Source organism: Falsirhodobacter sp. 20TX0035 (assembly GCF_028307215.1).
Taxonomy (GTDB): Bacteria; Pseudomonadota; Alphaproteobacteria; order Rhodobacterales; family Rhodobacteraceae; genus Falsirhodobacter.
In genome coordinates, this window is sequence record NZ_JAQMHV010000008.1 from 12,420 (window position 1) to 29,705 (window position 17,286).

Annotated in this window: 16 protein-coding genes; 10 read left to right on the forward strand and 6 right to left on the reverse strand. The window is 67.2% G+C overall.

Annotated elements, in window-relative coordinates:
* Positions 1–196: 196 nt before the first annotated feature.
* Complete coding sequence (locus tag PIJ50_RS10315; RefSeq protein ID WP_271975010.1) at positions 197–1,198, forward strand: IS30 family transposase; 1,002 nt, start codon at positions 197–199, stop codon at positions 1,196–1,198.
* Between the two features lie 435 nt (positions 1,199–1,633).
* Here the strand turns inward: PIJ50_RS10315 and PIJ50_RS10320 are convergent, their stop codons facing one another.
* Positions 1,634–2,026 carry a RidA family protein gene (locus tag PIJ50_RS10320; RefSeq protein ID WP_271975011.1) on the reverse strand — a complete coding sequence of 131 codons (393 nt, stop codon included), beginning with the start codon at positions 2,024–2,026 and terminating at the stop codon, positions 1,634–1,636.
* A 107-nt stretch (positions 2,027–2,133) separates the two neighbouring features.
* On the opposite strand from PIJ50_RS10320, the gene PIJ50_RS10325 reads away from it, so the two are divergent.
* Positions 2,134–2,727, forward strand: coding sequence for a TetR/AcrR family transcriptional regulator (locus PIJ50_RS10325; RefSeq protein ID WP_271975013.1), 594 nt, complete (start codon positions 2,134–2,136; stop codon positions 2,725–2,727).
* A gap of 6 nt (positions 2,728–2,733) precedes the next feature.
* On the opposite strand, the gene PIJ50_RS10330 is transcribed toward PIJ50_RS10325, so the two are convergent.
* The 5 genes from PIJ50_RS10330 to PIJ50_RS10350 all read right to left on the reverse strand — a co-directional run bounded on the left by PIJ50_RS10330 (position 2,734) and on the right by PIJ50_RS10350 (position 8,824).
* Positions 2,734–3,243: a CYTH domain-containing protein gene (locus tag PIJ50_RS10330; protein ID WP_271975014.1), complete on the reverse strand. Its 510-nt coding sequence runs from the start codon at positions 3,241–3,243 to the stop codon at positions 2,734–2,736.
* A 617-nt stretch (positions 3,244–3,860) separates the two neighbouring features.
* Complete coding sequence (gene aspA, locus PIJ50_RS10335; RefSeq protein WP_271975016.1) at positions 3,861–5,324, reverse strand: aspartate ammonia-lyase; 1,464 nt, start codon at positions 5,322–5,324, stop codon at positions 3,861–3,863.
* 78 nt (positions 5,325–5,402) lie between these two features.
* Complete coding sequence (locus tag PIJ50_RS10340) at positions 5,403–6,293, reverse strand: LysR family transcriptional regulator (protein WP_271975018.1); 891 nt, start codon at positions 6,291–6,293, stop codon at positions 5,403–5,405.
* Between the two features lie 60 nt (positions 6,294–6,353).
* Positions 6,354–7,523: a M20 aminoacylase family protein gene (locus PIJ50_RS10345; protein WP_271975020.1), complete on the reverse strand. Its 1,170-nt coding sequence runs from the start codon at positions 7,521–7,523 to the stop codon at positions 6,354–6,356.
* A complete protein-coding gene (locus PIJ50_RS10350) occupies positions 7,520–8,824 on the reverse strand; it encodes an MFS transporter (RefSeq protein ID WP_271975022.1) in 1,305 nt (434 codons plus the stop codon). The genes PIJ50_RS10345 and PIJ50_RS10350 overlap by 4 nt, the downstream gene beginning before the upstream one ends.
* A gap of 108 nt (positions 8,825–8,932) precedes the next feature.
* On the opposite strand from PIJ50_RS10350, the gene PIJ50_RS10355 reads away from it, so the two are divergent.
* The 8 genes from PIJ50_RS10355 (at position 8,933) to cobA (ending at position 17,180) form a co-directional block, all read left to right on the forward strand.
* The gene (locus PIJ50_RS10355) at positions 8,933–9,895 is read left to right on the forward strand and encodes a LysR family transcriptional regulator (protein ID WP_271975024.1); all 963 of its coding nucleotides are present in this window, start codon (positions 8,933–8,935) and stop codon (positions 9,893–9,895) included.
* A gap of 341 nt (positions 9,896–10,236) precedes the next feature.
* Positions 10,237–10,821 carry an ANTAR domain-containing response regulator gene (locus tag PIJ50_RS10360; protein WP_271975026.1) on the forward strand — a complete coding sequence of 195 codons (585 nt, stop codon included), beginning with the start codon at positions 10,237–10,239 and terminating at the stop codon, positions 10,819–10,821.
* The gene (locus PIJ50_RS10365) at positions 10,818–11,993 is read left to right on the forward strand and encodes an ABC transporter substrate-binding protein (RefSeq protein ID WP_271975028.1); all 1,176 of its coding nucleotides are present in this window, start codon (positions 10,818–10,820) and stop codon (positions 11,991–11,993) included. Before PIJ50_RS10360 ends, PIJ50_RS10365 begins: the two co-directional genes overlap by 4 nt.
* Before the next feature lie 253 nt (positions 11,994–12,246).
* Positions 12,247–14,724 carry a nitrite reductase large subunit NirB gene (nirB, locus tag PIJ50_RS10370; RefSeq protein ID WP_271975030.1) on the forward strand — a complete coding sequence of 826 codons (2,478 nt, stop codon included), beginning with the start codon at positions 12,247–12,249 and terminating at the stop codon, positions 14,722–14,724.
* Positions 14,721–15,038: a nitrite reductase small subunit NirD gene (gene nirD / locus PIJ50_RS10375; protein WP_271975032.1), complete on the forward strand. Its 318-nt coding sequence runs from the start codon at positions 14,721–14,723 to the stop codon at positions 15,036–15,038. Before nirB ends, nirD begins: the two co-directional genes overlap by 4 nt.
* Positions 15,039–15,050: 12 nt before the next feature.
* Positions 15,051–15,515 (forward strand): cyanase, encoded by a 465-nt coding sequence (gene cynS / locus PIJ50_RS10380; RefSeq protein WP_271975034.1) that lies wholly within the window; start codon positions 15,051–15,053, stop codon positions 15,513–15,515.
* A 29-nt stretch (positions 15,516–15,544) separates the two neighbouring features.
* Positions 15,545–16,384, forward strand: coding sequence for a formate/nitrite transporter family protein (locus tag PIJ50_RS10385; protein ID WP_271975036.1), 840 nt, complete (start codon positions 15,545–15,547; stop codon positions 16,382–16,384).
* 10 nt (positions 16,385–16,394) lie between these two features.
* Positions 16,395–17,180: a uroporphyrinogen-III C-methyltransferase gene (gene cobA / locus PIJ50_RS10390; RefSeq protein ID WP_271975038.1), complete on the forward strand. Its 786-nt coding sequence runs from the start codon at positions 16,395–16,397 to the stop codon at positions 17,178–17,180.
* Positions 17,181–17,286: the final 106 nt, after the last annotated feature.

The following is a 17,286-nucleotide window of genomic DNA, read 5'->3' on the forward strand; positions in this document are numbered from 1 at the left end:
TGAACGATTAGAAGTCTGCAAGGTGCTGGTCCCGCGACTGAGACGTGTCCTCTTGCGCCCTTGACCTTTCTAAATTGATCCGGCAAGCAAAATCACATAATCCAAGTTATCGTAATTCGTTCAGCGTCGGGAGAGCGCTATTTGCAACTGCGACTTTTGTTTGAATGCAATGACTTGCTCAACAGGAGATCACCGGATGTGTGCCATATACTCTCAGCTTAGTCTGGATGAGCGCAAGAAGATCGAGCGCTGGAGGAACACAAACGTCCCTGTAACCGAGATGGCGCGGGTTCTGCAGCGCCACCGCTCGACGATCTTCCGCGAGATCCGGCGCAATCACTTCCACGATGCCGATATGCCCAAGGTTCGTGGCTACTTCGCGCTGGCGGCGCAAACTAGGACTGCCAAACGCCGCGCTCGGCAGCGCAAGCTGATCCGCCATCCGCAGCTTTGCCAGCGGATCGTAGACCACATCACCTCCGGCTGGACACCGGAACAGATCGCGGGCCGCCTGCGCCTTGAGAACGCCCGGCCCCGCGCGTGCCAGGAGACGATCTATCGTTACATCTACGGCCGCGAGGGCATGAAGCCGGAACTCTGGTGGTATCTTCCGACCCACCGCAAATCCCGCCACCCTCGGCAGGGTCGCAGGCCCCGTATCTCCAAGTTCCACCGCGACGTCAGCATCCTATTCCGACCCGAAGCCGTAGCGCAGCAACAAGAGTTCGGGCACTGGGAAGGCGATCTGATCCTGTTCCGGCAGGCGTTTGGCCAGCAAAATCTGACCTCGCTGGTGGAGCGCACAACCCGCTTCGCGGTCCTGCTGAAGAACGACAGCAAGCGCAGCACCTCGGTCATGGCGAAGATCGCAACCTTGCTCCGCGACCTGCCATACTCTGCCCGCAGGTCCATCACCTTCGACCGCGGCACCCAATTCGTTTCCTGGCCGCACCTGCAGGCCGAAATCGGAACCGCCAGCTGGTTCTGCGACCCTTCCGCACCCTGGCAAAAAGGCACGGTCGAGAACGCAAACCGCCGAACCCGCCGCTGGCTGCCACGCGACATCGACATCCGCCAGATCACCGAGCCGGATCTCCGTGCTCTCTGCGACCGACTCAACGCCACGCGACGCAAATGCCTCGGGTGGAGAACGCCTGCCGAGGTCTTCCGGCAGAAGATGCTGGAGGGCAGAACGTGACCGCCCTACCCTCATCAGGGCAGAAGTCGCACTTCATGTGGCGCGCACCCGGCCGGTGCATGGCTGCCTCCGGCGCTGCCGACAGCAACGGACAGCTTGGAGATCTGGCGCGGCGCTGTCGTCGCGATCCTCCACCAGATCTCCGCACCCGCCGCGACGGATCACACCAGCGGTAGCAGCAGGTTCATCAGCACCACTACGAGGCCGGTCACCGAAACGACGGACTGGATGACGGAGATCGTGGCCGTCGCCTCGCCCATCGTCCTGCCGAAGGAATTCCTTCACCAGTCAGAAACCGGCTTGGTTGGCGTAGTTGAAGAACAGCGACCCGCTGCCGATCATGCTCGGACGTGCGGACCAGCACGAAGAAGCAGGTTTTGAGCGAGAGGCCGAAGATCAATCTTGATCGGCTGGGAAAGGACGGCCCCAGCGTCACTATCCCGGGATGCGCGCGATCACCTTGATCTCCAGATCGAAGCCAGCGAGCCAAGTGACCCCGACGGCCGTCCAGGTGGGATAAGGGCGGCCCGGGAACGCCTCGGCCTTCACCTCCATGATGGTCGAAAGCTGCGCCTCGGGGTCGGTGTGGAAGGTCGTGACGTCGATGATGTCGTCAAAGGTGCAGCCCGCCGCGTGCAGCACCGATTTTAGGTTGGCAAAGGCCCGGCGCACCTGATCGGCAAAGACAGGCTCGGGCGAGCCGTCGTCGCGGCTGCCTACCTGGCCGGACACGAAGAGCAGGTCACCCGAGCGCACCGCCGGGGAATAGCCGTGAAGGTCGTAAAGCGCGTGGCGGGTGGGATGAACGATGGCGTCACGTTGCGACATGGCCTGTCCTTTCAGAAGTGATTGAGATACGATGCGTATGTAGACCAACATACGTATTGCACGTCAATACACATACGATACGTATATGACCAAAAGGAGCAGGAAGAATGGCCACCACCCGGGCGGACACCATGCAGGCGAACCGTGCCAAGCTGATCGCGGCCGCGCGCGCGGCCTTTGCCGAAAGGGGATATGCGGCCGCCTCCATGGACGATCTCACGGCCGGCGTGGGGCTGACGCGCGGGGCGTTGTATCATAACTTCGGCGACAAGAAGGGGCTGCTGGCCGCCGTCGTCGCGCAGATCGACGAGGAGATGGCCGCCCGGGCCCGCACCGCAGCGGATGCGGAGCCTGACGCCTGGCAAGCCCTGCTGACCGAAGGCACCGTCTATATCGAGATGGCGCTGGAGCCGGAGGTGCAGCGGATCGTCCTGCTGGACGGCCCTGCGGTGCTGGGCGACCCCTCGCGTTGGCCCAGCCAGAACGCCTGCCTTGCCGCGACCCGGCAGACGGTGGAGGCGTTGATCGCCGACGGCACTCTGAAGCCGCTGGACGCCGAGGCCGCGGCGCGGCTGATCAGCGGCGCCGCGCTGAACGCCGCCCTGTGGGTGGCGGCCAGCGACGATCCGGCCCAGACCCTGCCAAAGGCGGTCGAAACCTTCCGCGCCCTGACCTCGGGCCTGCTGAGGCGCGAGGGCTGAGACCCGTCAGGCCGGAACCGCCGCGGCCCGCATCAGCGCCCGAACCGCCTGCGGGCCTTGATGGGCGGCGGCGGCCACGGCCGAAGCTCCGAACCGCTGGTCGCCGGTGATCTCGCGCCCCACCCAATCCGGCAGGACCAGCGCGTGATCCTCGTGCGGAAGCTCCGCATCCGTTGTCACGAAGCCATGGAGGGGGCCCACATATTCGTCCACCTGCCAGACAAGGCCCGCCACGACCACGTCGTGCCGGCGCTTTTCAATCGGCGGGGTGGTCACGAGGTCGCGGACCATTGCCCGCGCGTCCGGCTCCGCCAGCGGGATGTGATACTCGCAGCGACGGGTGCCGCGCCTGTTGCCCTTGAAGGTGAGCATGGCCGTGTCGTCGCACAGCCGCATGCGGGCCTTCCCGCCCTCGAACTGCGCGATGAGGTAGTCGGTGATGTGGCGGGAGTGCCGGACGCCGTCCCGCCACCCGGCGTTCCGGATCAGGAACTTCCTTTCAATCTCAACCTGCATGAAACTCTTACCCGTTGAACGGCGGATCAACGGGCCGGCGGTCGGCGGGGTTCCCCGTGGGTGGCCGCCGGGCCGCGGGTGGGGCCTGCGACGGCCTGACGCGGTCGCTTTCATCGGCTTCTGACAGCCGAAAAGCGCTCCCAGACATACCTCATGCGCTCCGGCGCCTTCATGCCCCAGCAGGATGGTTGCCCGTGCCATGGCCGAAATGCAAGGCCCACGCCTCCTCACCGGATCATGAGCGTTGGCCGACTTCAGATCAGGTTGGAATCTCGGCGAGGTGTTTCAAGCACCCGTTCGCGTGGAACATCCTCCTGCAATCCGCGCCGTTCTAAGGCGAGGCGAGTTTGAAAAAGTACCAGCATGCCTCAAAACCAACCGATCGCGTTTTCAACCGTATCTCCCCGGAGCGGACGTGCAGCCCGTGCCCGTGACACGGCGAACTTCGGCTTTTAGGCCGAGCCTGTTCTGCCGGGACGTGGGCTTCGCAGAAAGGTTCGCGCGCGGGCGTCTTTGGGTGACGTGGCTGCGACGCACGCGGAAAAGCGGGCGCTCTGCCGTTACAAGGAAAGCGCCCGGCCCGCGTGCGACCGCCCTGCCCCTGAATGGCCAGAGGATCAGACCTTCGTCACTCCTTTCGCCACCAGCGGCTGCGGGCGGGTCAGGTTTTCGGGGCGCAGCACCTCGTCCAGCTGGTCCTTTTCCATCAGGCCCTTTTCTAGCACGAGTTCATACACGCCGCGCCCGGTCTGATGGGCTTCCAGCGCGATCTCGGTCGCGTTGCGATAGCCGATATAGGGGTTCAGCGCGGTGACGATGCCGATGGACTGCTCCACCATCTCGCGCAGGCGGTCGCGGTTGGCGGTGATGCCGCGGACGCAGTTCACTTCAAGCGTGCGGCAGGCGGCGGTCAAGTGCGCGATGGACCGGGCGAGGCTGTAGAAGATGATCGGCTCGAACGCGTTCAACTGAAGCTGTCCGGCCTCGGCCGCCATGGTGATGGTGACGTCGTTGCCGATCACCTCGAACGCGACCTGATTCACCACCTCGGGGATGACGGGGTTCACCTTGCCGGGCATGATCGACGATCCGGCCTGCCGCGCGGGTAGGTTGATCTCGTTGAAGCCCGCGCGGGGACCCGAGGACAAAAGCCGCAGGTCGTTGCAGGTCTTGGACAGCTTCACCGCCACCCGCTTCAGCACGCCCGACACCTGCACGAAGGCACCGCAATCCTGCGTCGCCTCGATCAGGTCGGGCGAGGTGACGAGTTCCACGCCCACGATGGCCGACAGCTTTTCGCGCACCTTTGCGGCGTAATCGGGATGGGCGGTGATGCCCGTGCCGATGGCGGTGGCGCCAAGGTTGATCTCGCGGATCAGCTGCACGGCTTCGCTCAGGCGGGCCTCATCCTCGGACAGCATCAGGGCGTAGGTGCCGAATTCCTGCCCCAGCGTCATGGGAACGGCGTCCTGAAGCTGGGTGCGGCCCATCTTCAGCACGTCCGCAAATTCCGTCGCCTTCTCGGCAAAAGCCGTGCGCAGGCTGCCCATGGCCGTTGCCAGCCGCGCGATGCCGACCCACGCGGCCAGCTTCAGCGCGGTCGGATAGACGTCATTGGTGGACTGGCCCAGGTTCACATGCTCGTTCGGGTGCAGGAAGCGGTAGTCGCCGCGCGGATGGCCCATCAACTCCAGCGCGCGGTTGGCGATCACCTCGTTCGCGTTCATGTTGGTGGAGGTGCCGGCCCCGCCCTGGATCAGGTCCACCACGAACTGGTCGCGGAAGGCGCCCGCCCGGATCTCGCGGCAGGCGGCGACGATGGCGGCGCCCCGGTCGGTGTCCAGAAGGCCCAGATCCATGTTCGCCTCGGCCGCCGCTTCTTTGATGGCGGCGATGGCCACGATCAGGTCCGGCGTGTCCAGAAGGCGCTGGCCCGAGATGGGGAAGTTTTCCACCGCCCGCAGGGTGTGGACGCCGTAATACACGGCCTCGGGGACGTCCCGGTCGCCGATCAGATCATGTTCGATCCGGGTGCGGAGGGGTTCGATCGCGGCATCGGGGGCTGCGTCGGAGGAGGACATCGGGGCGATCCTTTGGTTGCCTGTTCCCCTGCCGATATGCGCCCCGTCGTGCAGACGCCAATGCCGTTTTCGGCAGGGTCAGTCGGATGCCGCATAGTTTCGCGCGGCCTGCCAGACCTTTTCGGGCAGCACCCGCGCGCGTTCGCGGTCGCGATACAGGCGGATCTCCATTGGCAGTTCCGGGGCCACGACCACCAGCCGGCCCGACGCGATCTCGTCCGCGGCCAGGCTGCGGGGCAGCCAGGCGATACCATGGCCTTCCAGCGCCATGAACTTCATCGCCTCGGCCATCGAATTCTCGTTGATATGGGCGATAAAGGTGTCGGGCGCCCCCGGCTGGCTTTGCGCGACCGAGGCGAGGAGGCCAAGGAACGAGCCCTTGGAATATTGCAGCATCGGCAGCCGCTCCCCCGCCGCGCGCCAGCCCTCGATCCGGGCGGCGCTGGCGACGGCGGCCAGACGATCCTCACCTACCTTCAGGAAGGGAAAGCGCGCGGGGTCCAGCGGCACGGGCACGCTGGGATGGTGAAAGGTCAGCATGAAGTCGTAACCGCCTTCCACCAGCGCCTGCAGGCAGATGGCGTAGTTGTCGGGCAGAACCCGGCTGGCCACGTCGCCAAGCGTGCCGCGCAACTCGTTCAGCCAGCGCGGCAGGAACGTCATGGACAGGGTGTGCAGCGCCGCTATGCCGATGGTGGGCGGCAGACCCGCCTTGCGCCCGCCCAGGTTGGCGCGCCCCTGATGCGCCAGACGCACGATCTCCTCGGCGGTTTCGCGAAAGGCGCGGCCGTCCGGCGTCAGCGTGACGGGATAGGTGCCGCGGTCGATCAAGTCGGCACCCAGCCACACCTCCAGCGACCGGATGCGGCGGCTGAAGGCCGATTGCGTCACGTTGCGCGCCTCGGCCGAGCGGGAGAAGCTGCGCATCTCCGCCAGGCTGAGGAAGTCTTCGAGCCATTTCAGCTCCACCGCCGGATCCTTTCGCTGCCCCGCGCCTTCATGCGCCGCCGCGGGGCAAGGGTCCAGCCGTCAGATCACGAGCGAGACCCAGTAGGCCACCCCCGTCGGGATGATCCGGTCGTTGAAGTCGTAATGCGGCGTGTGGACGAAAGGCGCATCCTCGCCGATGCCGATCATGATCATCGCGCCGGGGCGGGCTTCCAGCATGAACGAGAAGTCTTCGGACCCGGTGTGGCGGGGGCCGTTGCCGTCGACCCGCCCTTCGCCCACCACCTGTGCGGCAGCGGCCACAGCGCGATCGGTCGCCGCCGGATCGTTGATCAGCGGGGGATAGCGGCGGATGTAGACGGGCTCTGCCGTGCAGCCATAGGCGGCCGCATGGGCATGGGCCAGTTCGGCCAGACGACGCTCCACCAGATCGCGGATCTCGGGGCGGTAGCTGCGGGCGGTGCCCTTCACGAAGACGGTGTCGGGGATGATGTTCGGCGCGCCGGGCGCGCCCGCCGCAAGATGGCCCACGCTGATCACCGCGGAATCGACCGCCGCGATGTTGCGCCCGATGATCGACTGCACGCCCAGCACGAAATGCGCGGCCGGCACGGTGGGATCGGTCGCCAGATGCGGGGCCGCGCCCCCATGACCCCCGGTGCCGACAAAGGTCACCTGCCAGGTGTCGCCCGCCGCCATGTAGGGGCCGGGCGCGGTGGCGAAATCGCCCACGGGACGCCCCGCCTCGTTGTGCATGCCATAGACGGCGTCCACCGGGAACCGCTCGAACAGGCCGTCCGCCAGCATCTCGCGCCCGCCGCCCAAGCCTTCCTCGGCCGGCTGGAAGATGAAATGCACAGTGCCCGCGAAATCGCGATGTTCGGACAGGTAACGCGCCGCCCCCAGCAGCATCGTGGTGTGCCCGTCATGCCCGCAGGCGTGCATCTTGCCGGGGATGGTGGAGGCGTAGGGCAGCCCCGTCTTTTCCGTCAGGGGCAGCGCGTCCAGATCCGCGCGCAGCCCGATCGACCGGTTGCCCGGCAGGTTGCCCCGCAGGGTGCCCACGACGCCGGTCCTGCCGACGCCCTCATGGACCTCGATCCCCCAGCCGCGCAGCTTTTCGGCCACAAGGGCGGCGGTCCGCACCTCCTCGAACCCGAGTTCGGGATGGGCGTGGATGTCGTGGCGGATGGCCACCAGCTCGTCCATGTAGGTGTCGACGACCTTCAGGATGTCGGAACGCGATGTCATTGCAGGTTCCCTTTCGCCGCTGGCGGGCGCAGCTTCCACAGGGCCACGATGGTGACCGCGTTCGTCGCGATCAGGTACCAGGCCAGCGCCATCGGGTCGCCCGTCACGTCCAGCAGCCACGTCACGACCAGCTGCGCCGTGCCGCCGAAGATCGTCACGCCAAGCGCATAGGTGATCGACAGGCCCGAGGTGCGGACCGCGCGCGGGAAGCATTCGGGCAGCGCGATGATGCCGACGGCCCCGCTCATCGCCTGGAACAGCGCAAGGACGGCGATGATCGCGAAGATCGTTCCGGCCTGCGATGTGGTGGTGATCACGTAGAAGCCCGGCACCGTCAGCAGCACGAAGACGATGCGCGGCACGACCATGATCAGCCGGCGGCCGTAACGATCGGACAGCCAGCCGCCCAGCAGCGCCGCGCCGAACACCACGGCCCCGCTGACCGCGCCGATCAGCATTGCCGTCTGCGCCGGCAGGCCCAGCGTGTGCATGGCATAGGTCGTCATGTACTTGCCGACGATGTAGTTGGAGATGGTGCCCCCCATGATCGACAGGATGCCCAGCAGGATCAGCTTCCAGTGGTCGCGCAGCAGCGATTCCAGCACCGCGCCCGAGGTTTCGTGACGCTCATGCGCGTCCGTCGTCTCCTCCATGTGGCGGCGGATGTAGAAGCCGAGGGGGCCGATCAGCATCCCGAACAGGAACGGCACGCGCCAGCCCCAGCTGTTCATCGCCTCGGGCGACAGGGCGGAGGCGAGGGTGTAGCCCATGACGCAGGCGACAAAGGTCGCAAGGCCCTGGCTCGCATATTGCCACGCGCCGAACAGCCCGCGGCGTCCTGCCGGCGCGGCCTCGACCAGATAGGTCGTCGCGGCGCCCATCTCTCCGCCGGCCGAGAAGCCCTGCAGAAGGCGCGCCAGCACCACCAGCGCCGGGGCCAGCAGCCCGATCTGGTCGTAAGAAGGGGTCAGGCCGAGGATGCCAGTCCCGACGGCCATCAGCGCCATGGTCAGGGTCAGCGCGGCCTTGCGGCCCTTGCGGTCGGCATAGGCGCCGATGATGATCCCGCCCAGGGGGCGCATCAGGAAGCCCACGCCAAAGGTCGCGAGCGTCAGCATCAGCTGCCCCGAGGCGGAGGCGACGGGAAAGAACACGCGGCCGATCATCACGGCGAACAGCGCATAAACCGTGAAATCGAAGAATTCGAGGAAATTGCCCGTGACCGCGGCCACCAGCGCCTTGCGCGAGATCTTCTTTTCACCGGCCGGAATCTGATCCGGGGTGGATGCTGAAAGTGACACGTGAACTCCCTCCGTGCTTATTTTATTATGGGAAGGGGTCATAAACCGGGTTCCGCAACCGCCATAATGAAATTAAGCCGGCCCCACATAACCTGTGGGTTGGGATTGATGCCGAACAGACACGACTGGAACAACCGGGTGAAGCTGCGCCACCTGCGCGCGGTGCTGGCCATCGTCGATTGCGGGGGCATCACGGCGGCGGCGTCGCGGCTTCTGGTGTCGCAGGCCGCGATCTCCAAGACGGTGGCCGAGGTGGAGGAGACGCTGGCCATCAAGATCTTCCAGCGGCAGGGGCGCGCGCTGGTTCCGACGGTGGCGGGCGAGCGATTCATCGACGCGGCCCGCAAGATTTCGGTCCAGATCAACAACCTGGGCGAGGAGCTGGACCTGCTGACACAAGGCGGCGACCGCATCCTGCGCGTTGGGCTTCAGGCCGTCACGGCGCACGAGCTGTTCATCCGCGCCGCCGCGCGGGTGGGCCTGAACCAGCCGGACGTGCGGATCCAGCTGCGGGAAGGCCACCTCGATGGCCTGATGCAGGATCTGCGGGCCGGGCGGCTGGACCTTGTCTTCGGGCGCATCGTGCCCGGCTTGTGCGCGGGACTGCACCAGCTGCCGCTTCTGCACAGCGCGGCCTCCAGCGTCGTCGCTTCGCCCGATCATCCGATCCTGTCGATGGAAAACCCGCGCTGGCCGGACCTTCTGATGCATCCATGGGTGCTGCCGCTTCCCGAAACGCCCCTGCGCAGCCATTTCGACGCGCTCGTGTCGCAGCAGCTGACCGGGCGCGTGCGCTGCGTGTTCGAGACGACGTCCCTCCCCTCCATCCTTGCCCTGCTGCACAGCATGCCGCTTCTGGCGCTGGTCCCGCAAACCGCCGCCCGCGGGTGGCAGGACGGGGGACAGGCCGCGATGCTCGACATGACGTTCCAGCCGCAAAGCGAGCCTCTCGGCCTCGTCTGGGGCGATCAGGGTGAAGCCCAGCCCCTGCTGCGACTGCTCCGGACGGAACTGGCGGAACAGTCGGCGACGTCACCGCTGTCATGGCGTGGGCCGGCGGGTCGACCGTGACACCCCCTGCGAAAGCGCCGCAATCTTCACCAGTCGGGCCCGTTGCCGCTCGAAGACAACCCTCACTCGCGGACGATGCTGCTGGACGTGGAGGCCGGGCCCGGTGGCGGACCTTCGGCCAGACGTCGGATGGCCTCTACGATCTACGATGATCCGCTGCCCCTCGCTTGGTCGCGGCGCCTGCCTTTTGGAAAAGGCAGGGAGGCCCTTCATGATCCGTTGCGGTCACTTTCACCTCGATTGCATTGTTTTTGCGCAGAAAATGCGTTGAACGGTGCCCGCCTTTTGCCCCCTGCCCCTTCGCTCTTGCACCCGGCGGCCAGACATGCCGTGATGCCCGCATGCAGAAGCGGCTTTCCATCGTTCTTGTTGATCCGGACGAACATCGCGCGGCCCCCATCGTGGAGGGGCTGCGCGAGCTTGGCGATCACGACATCCATGTCATCACCGAGGCGCGGGACCTGCCGGCCCGCATCGCCGCGCACCGGGCGGACATCGTGCTGATCGACCTCGCCAACCCCTCCCGCGACGTGCTGGAGGAACTGGCGCTGGCGTCCGGACCGCTGGACCGCCCGGTCGCGATGTTCGTCACTCATTCCGACGAAGAGCTGACCCGCGCCGCGATCGAGGCGGGCGTGTCCGCCTATGTCGTGGACGGGCTGCGCGCCGACCGGGTGAAGCCGGTGCTGGACGCGGCCATCGCCCGGTTCCGCATGTTCCAGCGGATGCGGACCGAGCTGCTGGCGACCCGCGCCGCGCTGGAGGAGCGCAAGGTCATCGACCGCGCCAAGGCGATCCTGATGCGCGCCCGCGGGATCGAGGAGGAGGCCGCCTATGCCCTGCTGCGCAAGACCGCGATGGATCAGGGCAAGCGGATCGGCGACATCGCGCAGCAGATCGTCATGGCGGCAGGCCTTCTGATATGACCCTCGACCGCATTCGTCTGGGATACGTGCCGCTGACCGACGCGGCCCCAGTCCTCATCGCGCGCGAAATGGGCTTCGCGGCCGAGGAGGGGCTGGACCTGGATCTTTCGCGCATCGGGGCCTGGGCGCAAAGCCGCGACCTTCTGGGCGCGGGCATGATCGACGCCGCGCACATGCTGGTGCCCCTGCCCGTGGCGCAGGCGGTGGGCCTTGGACCGGACCTTCCGGCGATGGATCTGGTGATGGTCCTGTCGCAGGGTGGGCAGGCGGTGGCCATCAGCCAGACCATCGCCGGCCGGATGCGGGTGGACGGCCATCCCTTTGACTTCGCCGACGCCCGGGCGGCCGGCGCGGCGCTGCGGCGGGTGGTGCGGGGTCCGCTGCGGGTGGGCGTGCCCTTCCGCTTTTCCACGCAGGCGGAGCTGATGTTCCACTGGCTGGAAGGCTGTGGCTTCGCCGTGCCCGAAATCCGCGTCGTCACCGTGCCGCCCCCGATGATGGCGGACGCCATCGCGGCGGGGGATGTGGACGCCTTCTGCGTGGGGGAGCCGTGGTGTTCCTTCGCTGTGGAACGTGGCGTGGCGACGCTTTTGCTGCCGGGGCGGGCGATCTGGGCCGCGCCTCCGGAAAAGGGCCTCGTGCTGCGGCGCGACTTCACCGAGGCCCGTCCCGACCTGACCGGCCGCCTGATGCGGGCGATCTGGCGCGCCGGCCGCTGGCTGGACGAACCGGAGAACCGGGGCACCGCCGCCGACATCCTGTCGCGTCCCGAATACCTCAACCTGCCGCCGGAACTGGCCGAACGCGGATTGCGCGGACGCCTGATGATCTCGGCCGCCGGAGAGGTGCGGGAGGACCCGGATTTCATCGCCTTCCACCGCAACGGCGCGACCTTTCCGTGGAAAAGCCTTGCCGCGCTGTTCGCCGCGCGGATGATCCGGGATCACGGGCTTCCGGCCGCGCCTGCGATGCAGGCGGCGATGGACTGCTTCCGCACCGACCTTCACCGCGAACATCTGCGCCCGGCCGGGGCGGCGCTGCCGGACGCAGATATTCGCACGGAAGGGGCGCTGCCCGCGTCGCGTCCTGTGACGGCGGAACGGGGACAGGTGATTCTGCGCGCCGACGCCTTCTTCGACGGGCGCATCTTCGATCCCCCATCCTCAACCTGACCTGATTTTGTGCAACCGGCGCGGGGCCTGCATCCTTGCGCCGCAGATGCACGTCTCGGGCATCGCCACGTCGAGGGGGGCTTGAACGGGCACACGCGGCACGCGCATCCTGACCTTGTCGCAGCGCACAACGTCGTGCGCTGCCGGACCGCAAGGATGCGGCCATACCGCGAGGAAGCGGTGTCTCATGGAAAGCCGGCTTAGGCCGCCGCCTTCCGATCGCCGCCTGTCCGTTTCCGTTCTCGGAGTATCCATGTCCGCATCCCCATTCCCGCCGGGCCTTGCCCCGGCCACCGCCCCCGCACGCCCGAAACTTGTCGTCATCGGCGCGGGCATGGCCTCGGGCCGCATGCTTGAACACCTGCTGGAGGCGGCGCCCGGCCGCTTCGACATCACTTTGTTCAACGCCGAACCGCGCGGCAACTACAACCGCCTGATGCTGTCCCCGGTGCTGTCCGGTGAAAAGACCTACGCCGAGATCGTCACCCATGACGACGCCTGGTATGCCGCCCGCGGCGTGACCTGCCGCTTTGGCGAGGCGGTGACCGCGATCGACCGCGACCGCCGCACCGTCCGCACGGCGCGGGGCGACACGCCCTATGACGCGCTGGTGATCGCCACCGGCTCCGCGCCCTTCATCCTCCCGGTGCAGGGGCGTGATTTGCCCGGCGTCGTCACCTACCGCGATCTGGAGGATACGGAGGCGATGATCGCCACCGGTGTGGCCGGCAAGGACGCCGTGGTGATCGGCGGCGGCCTTCTTGGGCTGGAGGCGGCGGCGGGCATGGCCGCGCGGGGCGCCCGCGTCACCGTGGTCCACCTGATGGGCCACCTGATGGAACGCCAGCTTGACCCGGCGGCGGGCTACCTGCTGCAGCGCGATCTGGAACGCCGGGGCATCACCGTCCACTGCAAGGGCGCGACCAAGGCCATCCTTGGCACCGACCGGGCCGAGGCCGTGCTGCTGGAGGACGGAACCGTCTACCCCGCCGACCTTGTCTGCATGGCCGTGGGCATCCGCCCCGAAACCCGCCTCGCCACCGATGCAGGGCTGGAGGTGGCGCGGGGTGTCATGGTGGACAGCACGCTCCGCACCTCGGACCCGCACATCTTCGCGCTTGGCGAATGCGTGGAACATGACGGCCAGCTGTTCGGGCTTGTGGCGCCGCTTTATGACCAGGCGCAAGTGCTGGCCGCGACCCTTCTGGGGCAGGAAGCGGCCTTCGCCCCGGTGCAGACGGCGACGAAGCTGAAGGTCACGGGTTGCGACCTGTTCAGCGCCGGCGATTTCGCCGACGCGCCGGACCGCGAGGACATCGTCTTCCGCGATCCCGGGCGTGGCATCTACAAGCGGCTGGTGCTGAAGGACGACCGCATCCTGGGTGCGGTGATGTATGGCGACACCGCCGACGGCAGCTGGTTCGCCGGGCTGATGAAGGACGGCACGGACATCCGCGCCACGCGCGACACGCTGATCTTCGGCCCGGGGGCGGGCAAGGCCGATCCACTGGCCGCCGTTGCCGCGCTTCCCGACGCCGCGGAGATCTGCGGCTGCAACGGCGTGAGCAAGGGCGCCATCGCGGGCGCGGTCCGGGGCGGCGCCTGCACGCTGGAGGCCGTCCGCACCTGCACCAAGGCCAGCGCGTCCTGCGGGACCTGCACAGGACTGGTGGAACAGGTGATGAAGCTGACGCTGGGGGACGACTTCGCAGCGCCCGCGCCGGCGGGCATGTGCAAGTGCACCGATCACAGCCACGAGGATGTGCGCCGCCTGATCAAGTCCATGGCGCTGAAATCCATCCCCGCCGTGATGCAGGAACTGGGGTGGACGACGGCGGGCGGCTGCGCCTCGTGCCGGCCGGCGCTGAACTTCTACCTGCTGGCGGACTGGCCGCTGGAGTATCGCGACGACCGGCAAAGCCGCTTCGTGAACGAACGCAACCACGCCAACATCCAGAAGGACGGCACCTATTCCGTCGTGCCGCGCATGTGGGGCGGCGTGACCACGCCCGCCGAACTGCGCGCCATCGCCGACGCGGCCGAGAAATATGACGTGCCGATGGTCAAGGTGACGGGCGGCCAGCGCATCGACCTTCTGGGCGTCCGGAAAGAGGATCTGCCCCGCATGTGGGCCGACCTGAACGCAGCCGGGATGGTGTCGGGCCACGCCTATTCCAAGGGCCTGCGCACCGTGAAGACCTGCGTGGGGACCGAATTCTGCCGCTTCGGCACGCAGGATTCGACGGGGTTGGGCATACGGCTCGAAAAGCTCCTCTGGGGCACGTGGACGCCGCACAAGGTGAAGCTGGGCGTGTCCGGCTGCCCCCGCAACTGCGCCGAGGCGACGTGCAAGGACGTGGGCATCGTCTGTGTGGAAAGCGGCTATCAGGTCAGCGTGGCCGGTGCCGCGGGGATGGAGGTGAAGGCGACCGAACTGATCGCCGCCGTTCCGACCGAGGACGAGGCCGTGGAGATCACGACCGCCTTCATCCAGCTCTATCGCGAGCATGCCCGCTATCTGGACCGACCCTACAAATGGGTGCCGAAGGTGGGCCTGTCTTGGGTCATTGCGCAGGTGGTGGACGACCTGCCGAACCGCCGCGCGCTTGTGGCACGGTTCGAGGTCAGCCAGTCCGTCTACCGCCGCGACCCTTGGGCCGAACACGCCCGCCCCGAGGAACGCACGAAATGGGGCCCGATGGCCGACCTGTCGCTGGAGGCTGCGGAATGAACATGATCGACATCGGCCCCCTGTCCAACATCCCCCGCGAAGGGGCGCGGGTGGTGAAGACGCGCCTTGGCTGCGTCGCCGTGTTCCGCACGGCCACGGATCAGGTCTTCGCCCTGCAGGACCGCTGCCCGCACAAGGGCGGCCCCTTGTCCGAAGGCATCGTCCACGGCACCCACGTCACCTGCCCGCTGCACAACCGCGTCTTCGACCTGTCCACCGGTCTGGGCGAAGGGGAGGTGCCGACCTACGCCGCCCGGGTCGAAGGCGGACGCGTGCTGATCGACTCCACCCTCCTGTCCCGCTCCGCCGCCTGAAGGAACCCTGCCATGAACAAGATGACGATCGACGAAATCACCCGCGACGACCTGACCATGATGATCCTGCGCGCCAAGAAGCGCGCGGGGCTGACCTGGTCCGAGATCGCGGAGCGGATCGGCATGTCGCCGGTCTGGACCCATTCCGCGGCGACGGGCATGAACGCCTTTCCCCCGGACAAAGCCCGTGCCTTCGCTACGCTTCTGGCCCTGCCGGACAATGCGGTGGACCTGCTGGCCGACAGCCCGGTGAAGGTCTGGGACCAGACGGTGCCGACCGACCCCTGCCTTTACCGCTTCTACGAGATGATGGGCGTCTACGGCCCGACGCTGAAGGCCCTCATCAACGAGGAGTTCGGCAACGGCATCATGTCCGCCATCGACTTTTCCATGCATCTGGAGCGCGAGCCCCACCCCAAGGGGGACCGGGTGAAGCTGACGATGTCGGGAAAATACCTCGGCTATTCCCACTGGTAAGAAGAACAACAACAGGAAGGTCTGCACACATGTCCTATGTCAATCCCGCCGACTTCGCCCGCAAGATGATCGACGCGGGCGCCGCAAAGGCCCTGATGTCCACCAAGGACACGCTGATCCGCGCCTACATGGCCGGGGCGATCCTGGCGCTGGCGGCGGCCTTCGCCGTCACCGTCACGGTCAACACCGGCCAGCCCCTGATCGGGGCGCTGCTGTTCCCCGTCGGGTTCTGCATGCTTTATCTTCTGGGCTTCGATCTTCTGACCGGAGTCTTCACGCTGGTGCCGCTGGCGCTGCTGGACAAGCGGCGCGGCGTGACGATGAAGGGGCTGTGGCGGAACTGGGGCCTCGTCTTCGCGGGCAACTTCGCGGGCGCGTTCACCGTGGCGATCTTCATGGCCATCATCGTGACCTTCGGCTTTTCGACGGAACCCAACGCCGTGGGCCAGCAGATCGGCCATATCGGCGAAGGGCGGACGCTGGGCTATGCCGCGCACGGGGCGGGCGGGATGCTGACGCTCTTCATCCGCGCGGTCATGTGCAACTGGATGGTGTCCACGGGCGTCGTGGCGGCGATGATGTCCACCTCCGTCTCGGGCAAGATCATGGCGATGTGGATGCCGATCCTGGTGTTCTTCTACATGGGGTTCGAACATTCCATCGTGAACATGTTCCTGTTCCCGTCGGGCCTTCTGCTGGGCGGCCAGTTCACGGTCATGGACTACCTGATCTGGAACGAGATTCCGACCGTGATCGGCAACCTCGTGGGCGGGCTGACCTTTGTGGGCGCGATGATCTACGCCACCCATTACCGCACCAGCCCGGCGGTGGACACGGACGACGCCCCCGTCGCCGTTCCCGCGGAATAGGGAGGGGATCATGATCCACACCACCGCCTTTCCCAAGGGCCGCATCACGCTGGTCGGGGCAGGACCCGGATCGGCCGACCTTCTGACCCTGCGGGCGGTGGCGCGGCTGCAGGCGGCGGACGTGATCTTCTTCGACCGGCTGGTCGACGCGGATGTGCTGGCCATGGCCGGCGACCGGGCCGAACGCGTGTTCGTGGGAAAGGAGGTCGGCCACCACGCCTGGCCCCAGTCCCGCATCAACGCCGAGATCGTGCGCGCCGCCCTGTCGGGGCAAAACGTGGTCCGGCTGAAATCGGGTGACCCTTCGGTCTTCGGGCGCGCGGCGGAGGAGATCGCCGCCGCCCGCGCCGTCGGGCTGGAGGTGGAGGTGGTGCCCGGCATCACCGCGGCCAGCGCGGCGGCCGCCCGCCTGTGCCACCCCCTGACGGAACGCGGGGTGACCGACCGCCTCGTCCTCGCCACCGGCACCTGCGGCGCCGAGGAGGAATGGTCGGGCCTGTCCGGCCTTGTGCAGCCGGGAACCACCATCGTCCTTTACATGGCGATGCGCCGCCTGCCGGTGGCGGGGGCGGAGCTGCGGCGGGCGGGCCTGCCCCTCGACACGTCCGTCACCATCTGCGCGCAGGTGGAAAAACGGGGCGAGACGCATCTTCACACCACCGTGGCAGAGATGGCCGCGGACGCCGCCCTTGCCGGGATCCGCGACTGCGCCGTGGTCTTCATCCGCGTGCCAAAGAAGGCGCTCGCGAAGGGGGCGCGGGTGGTGGACCGGCCAGAGGTCACCGCGGTGGGCTGATGCGTCGTCGCGGAGGAAACCTGAGCGTTGGGCCGTGCCACCGAACAGCATGCGGTCCCCTCAAGGCCTGCTCCGCCCTCGAACTGCCACTGCCGGTTCCCGCCGG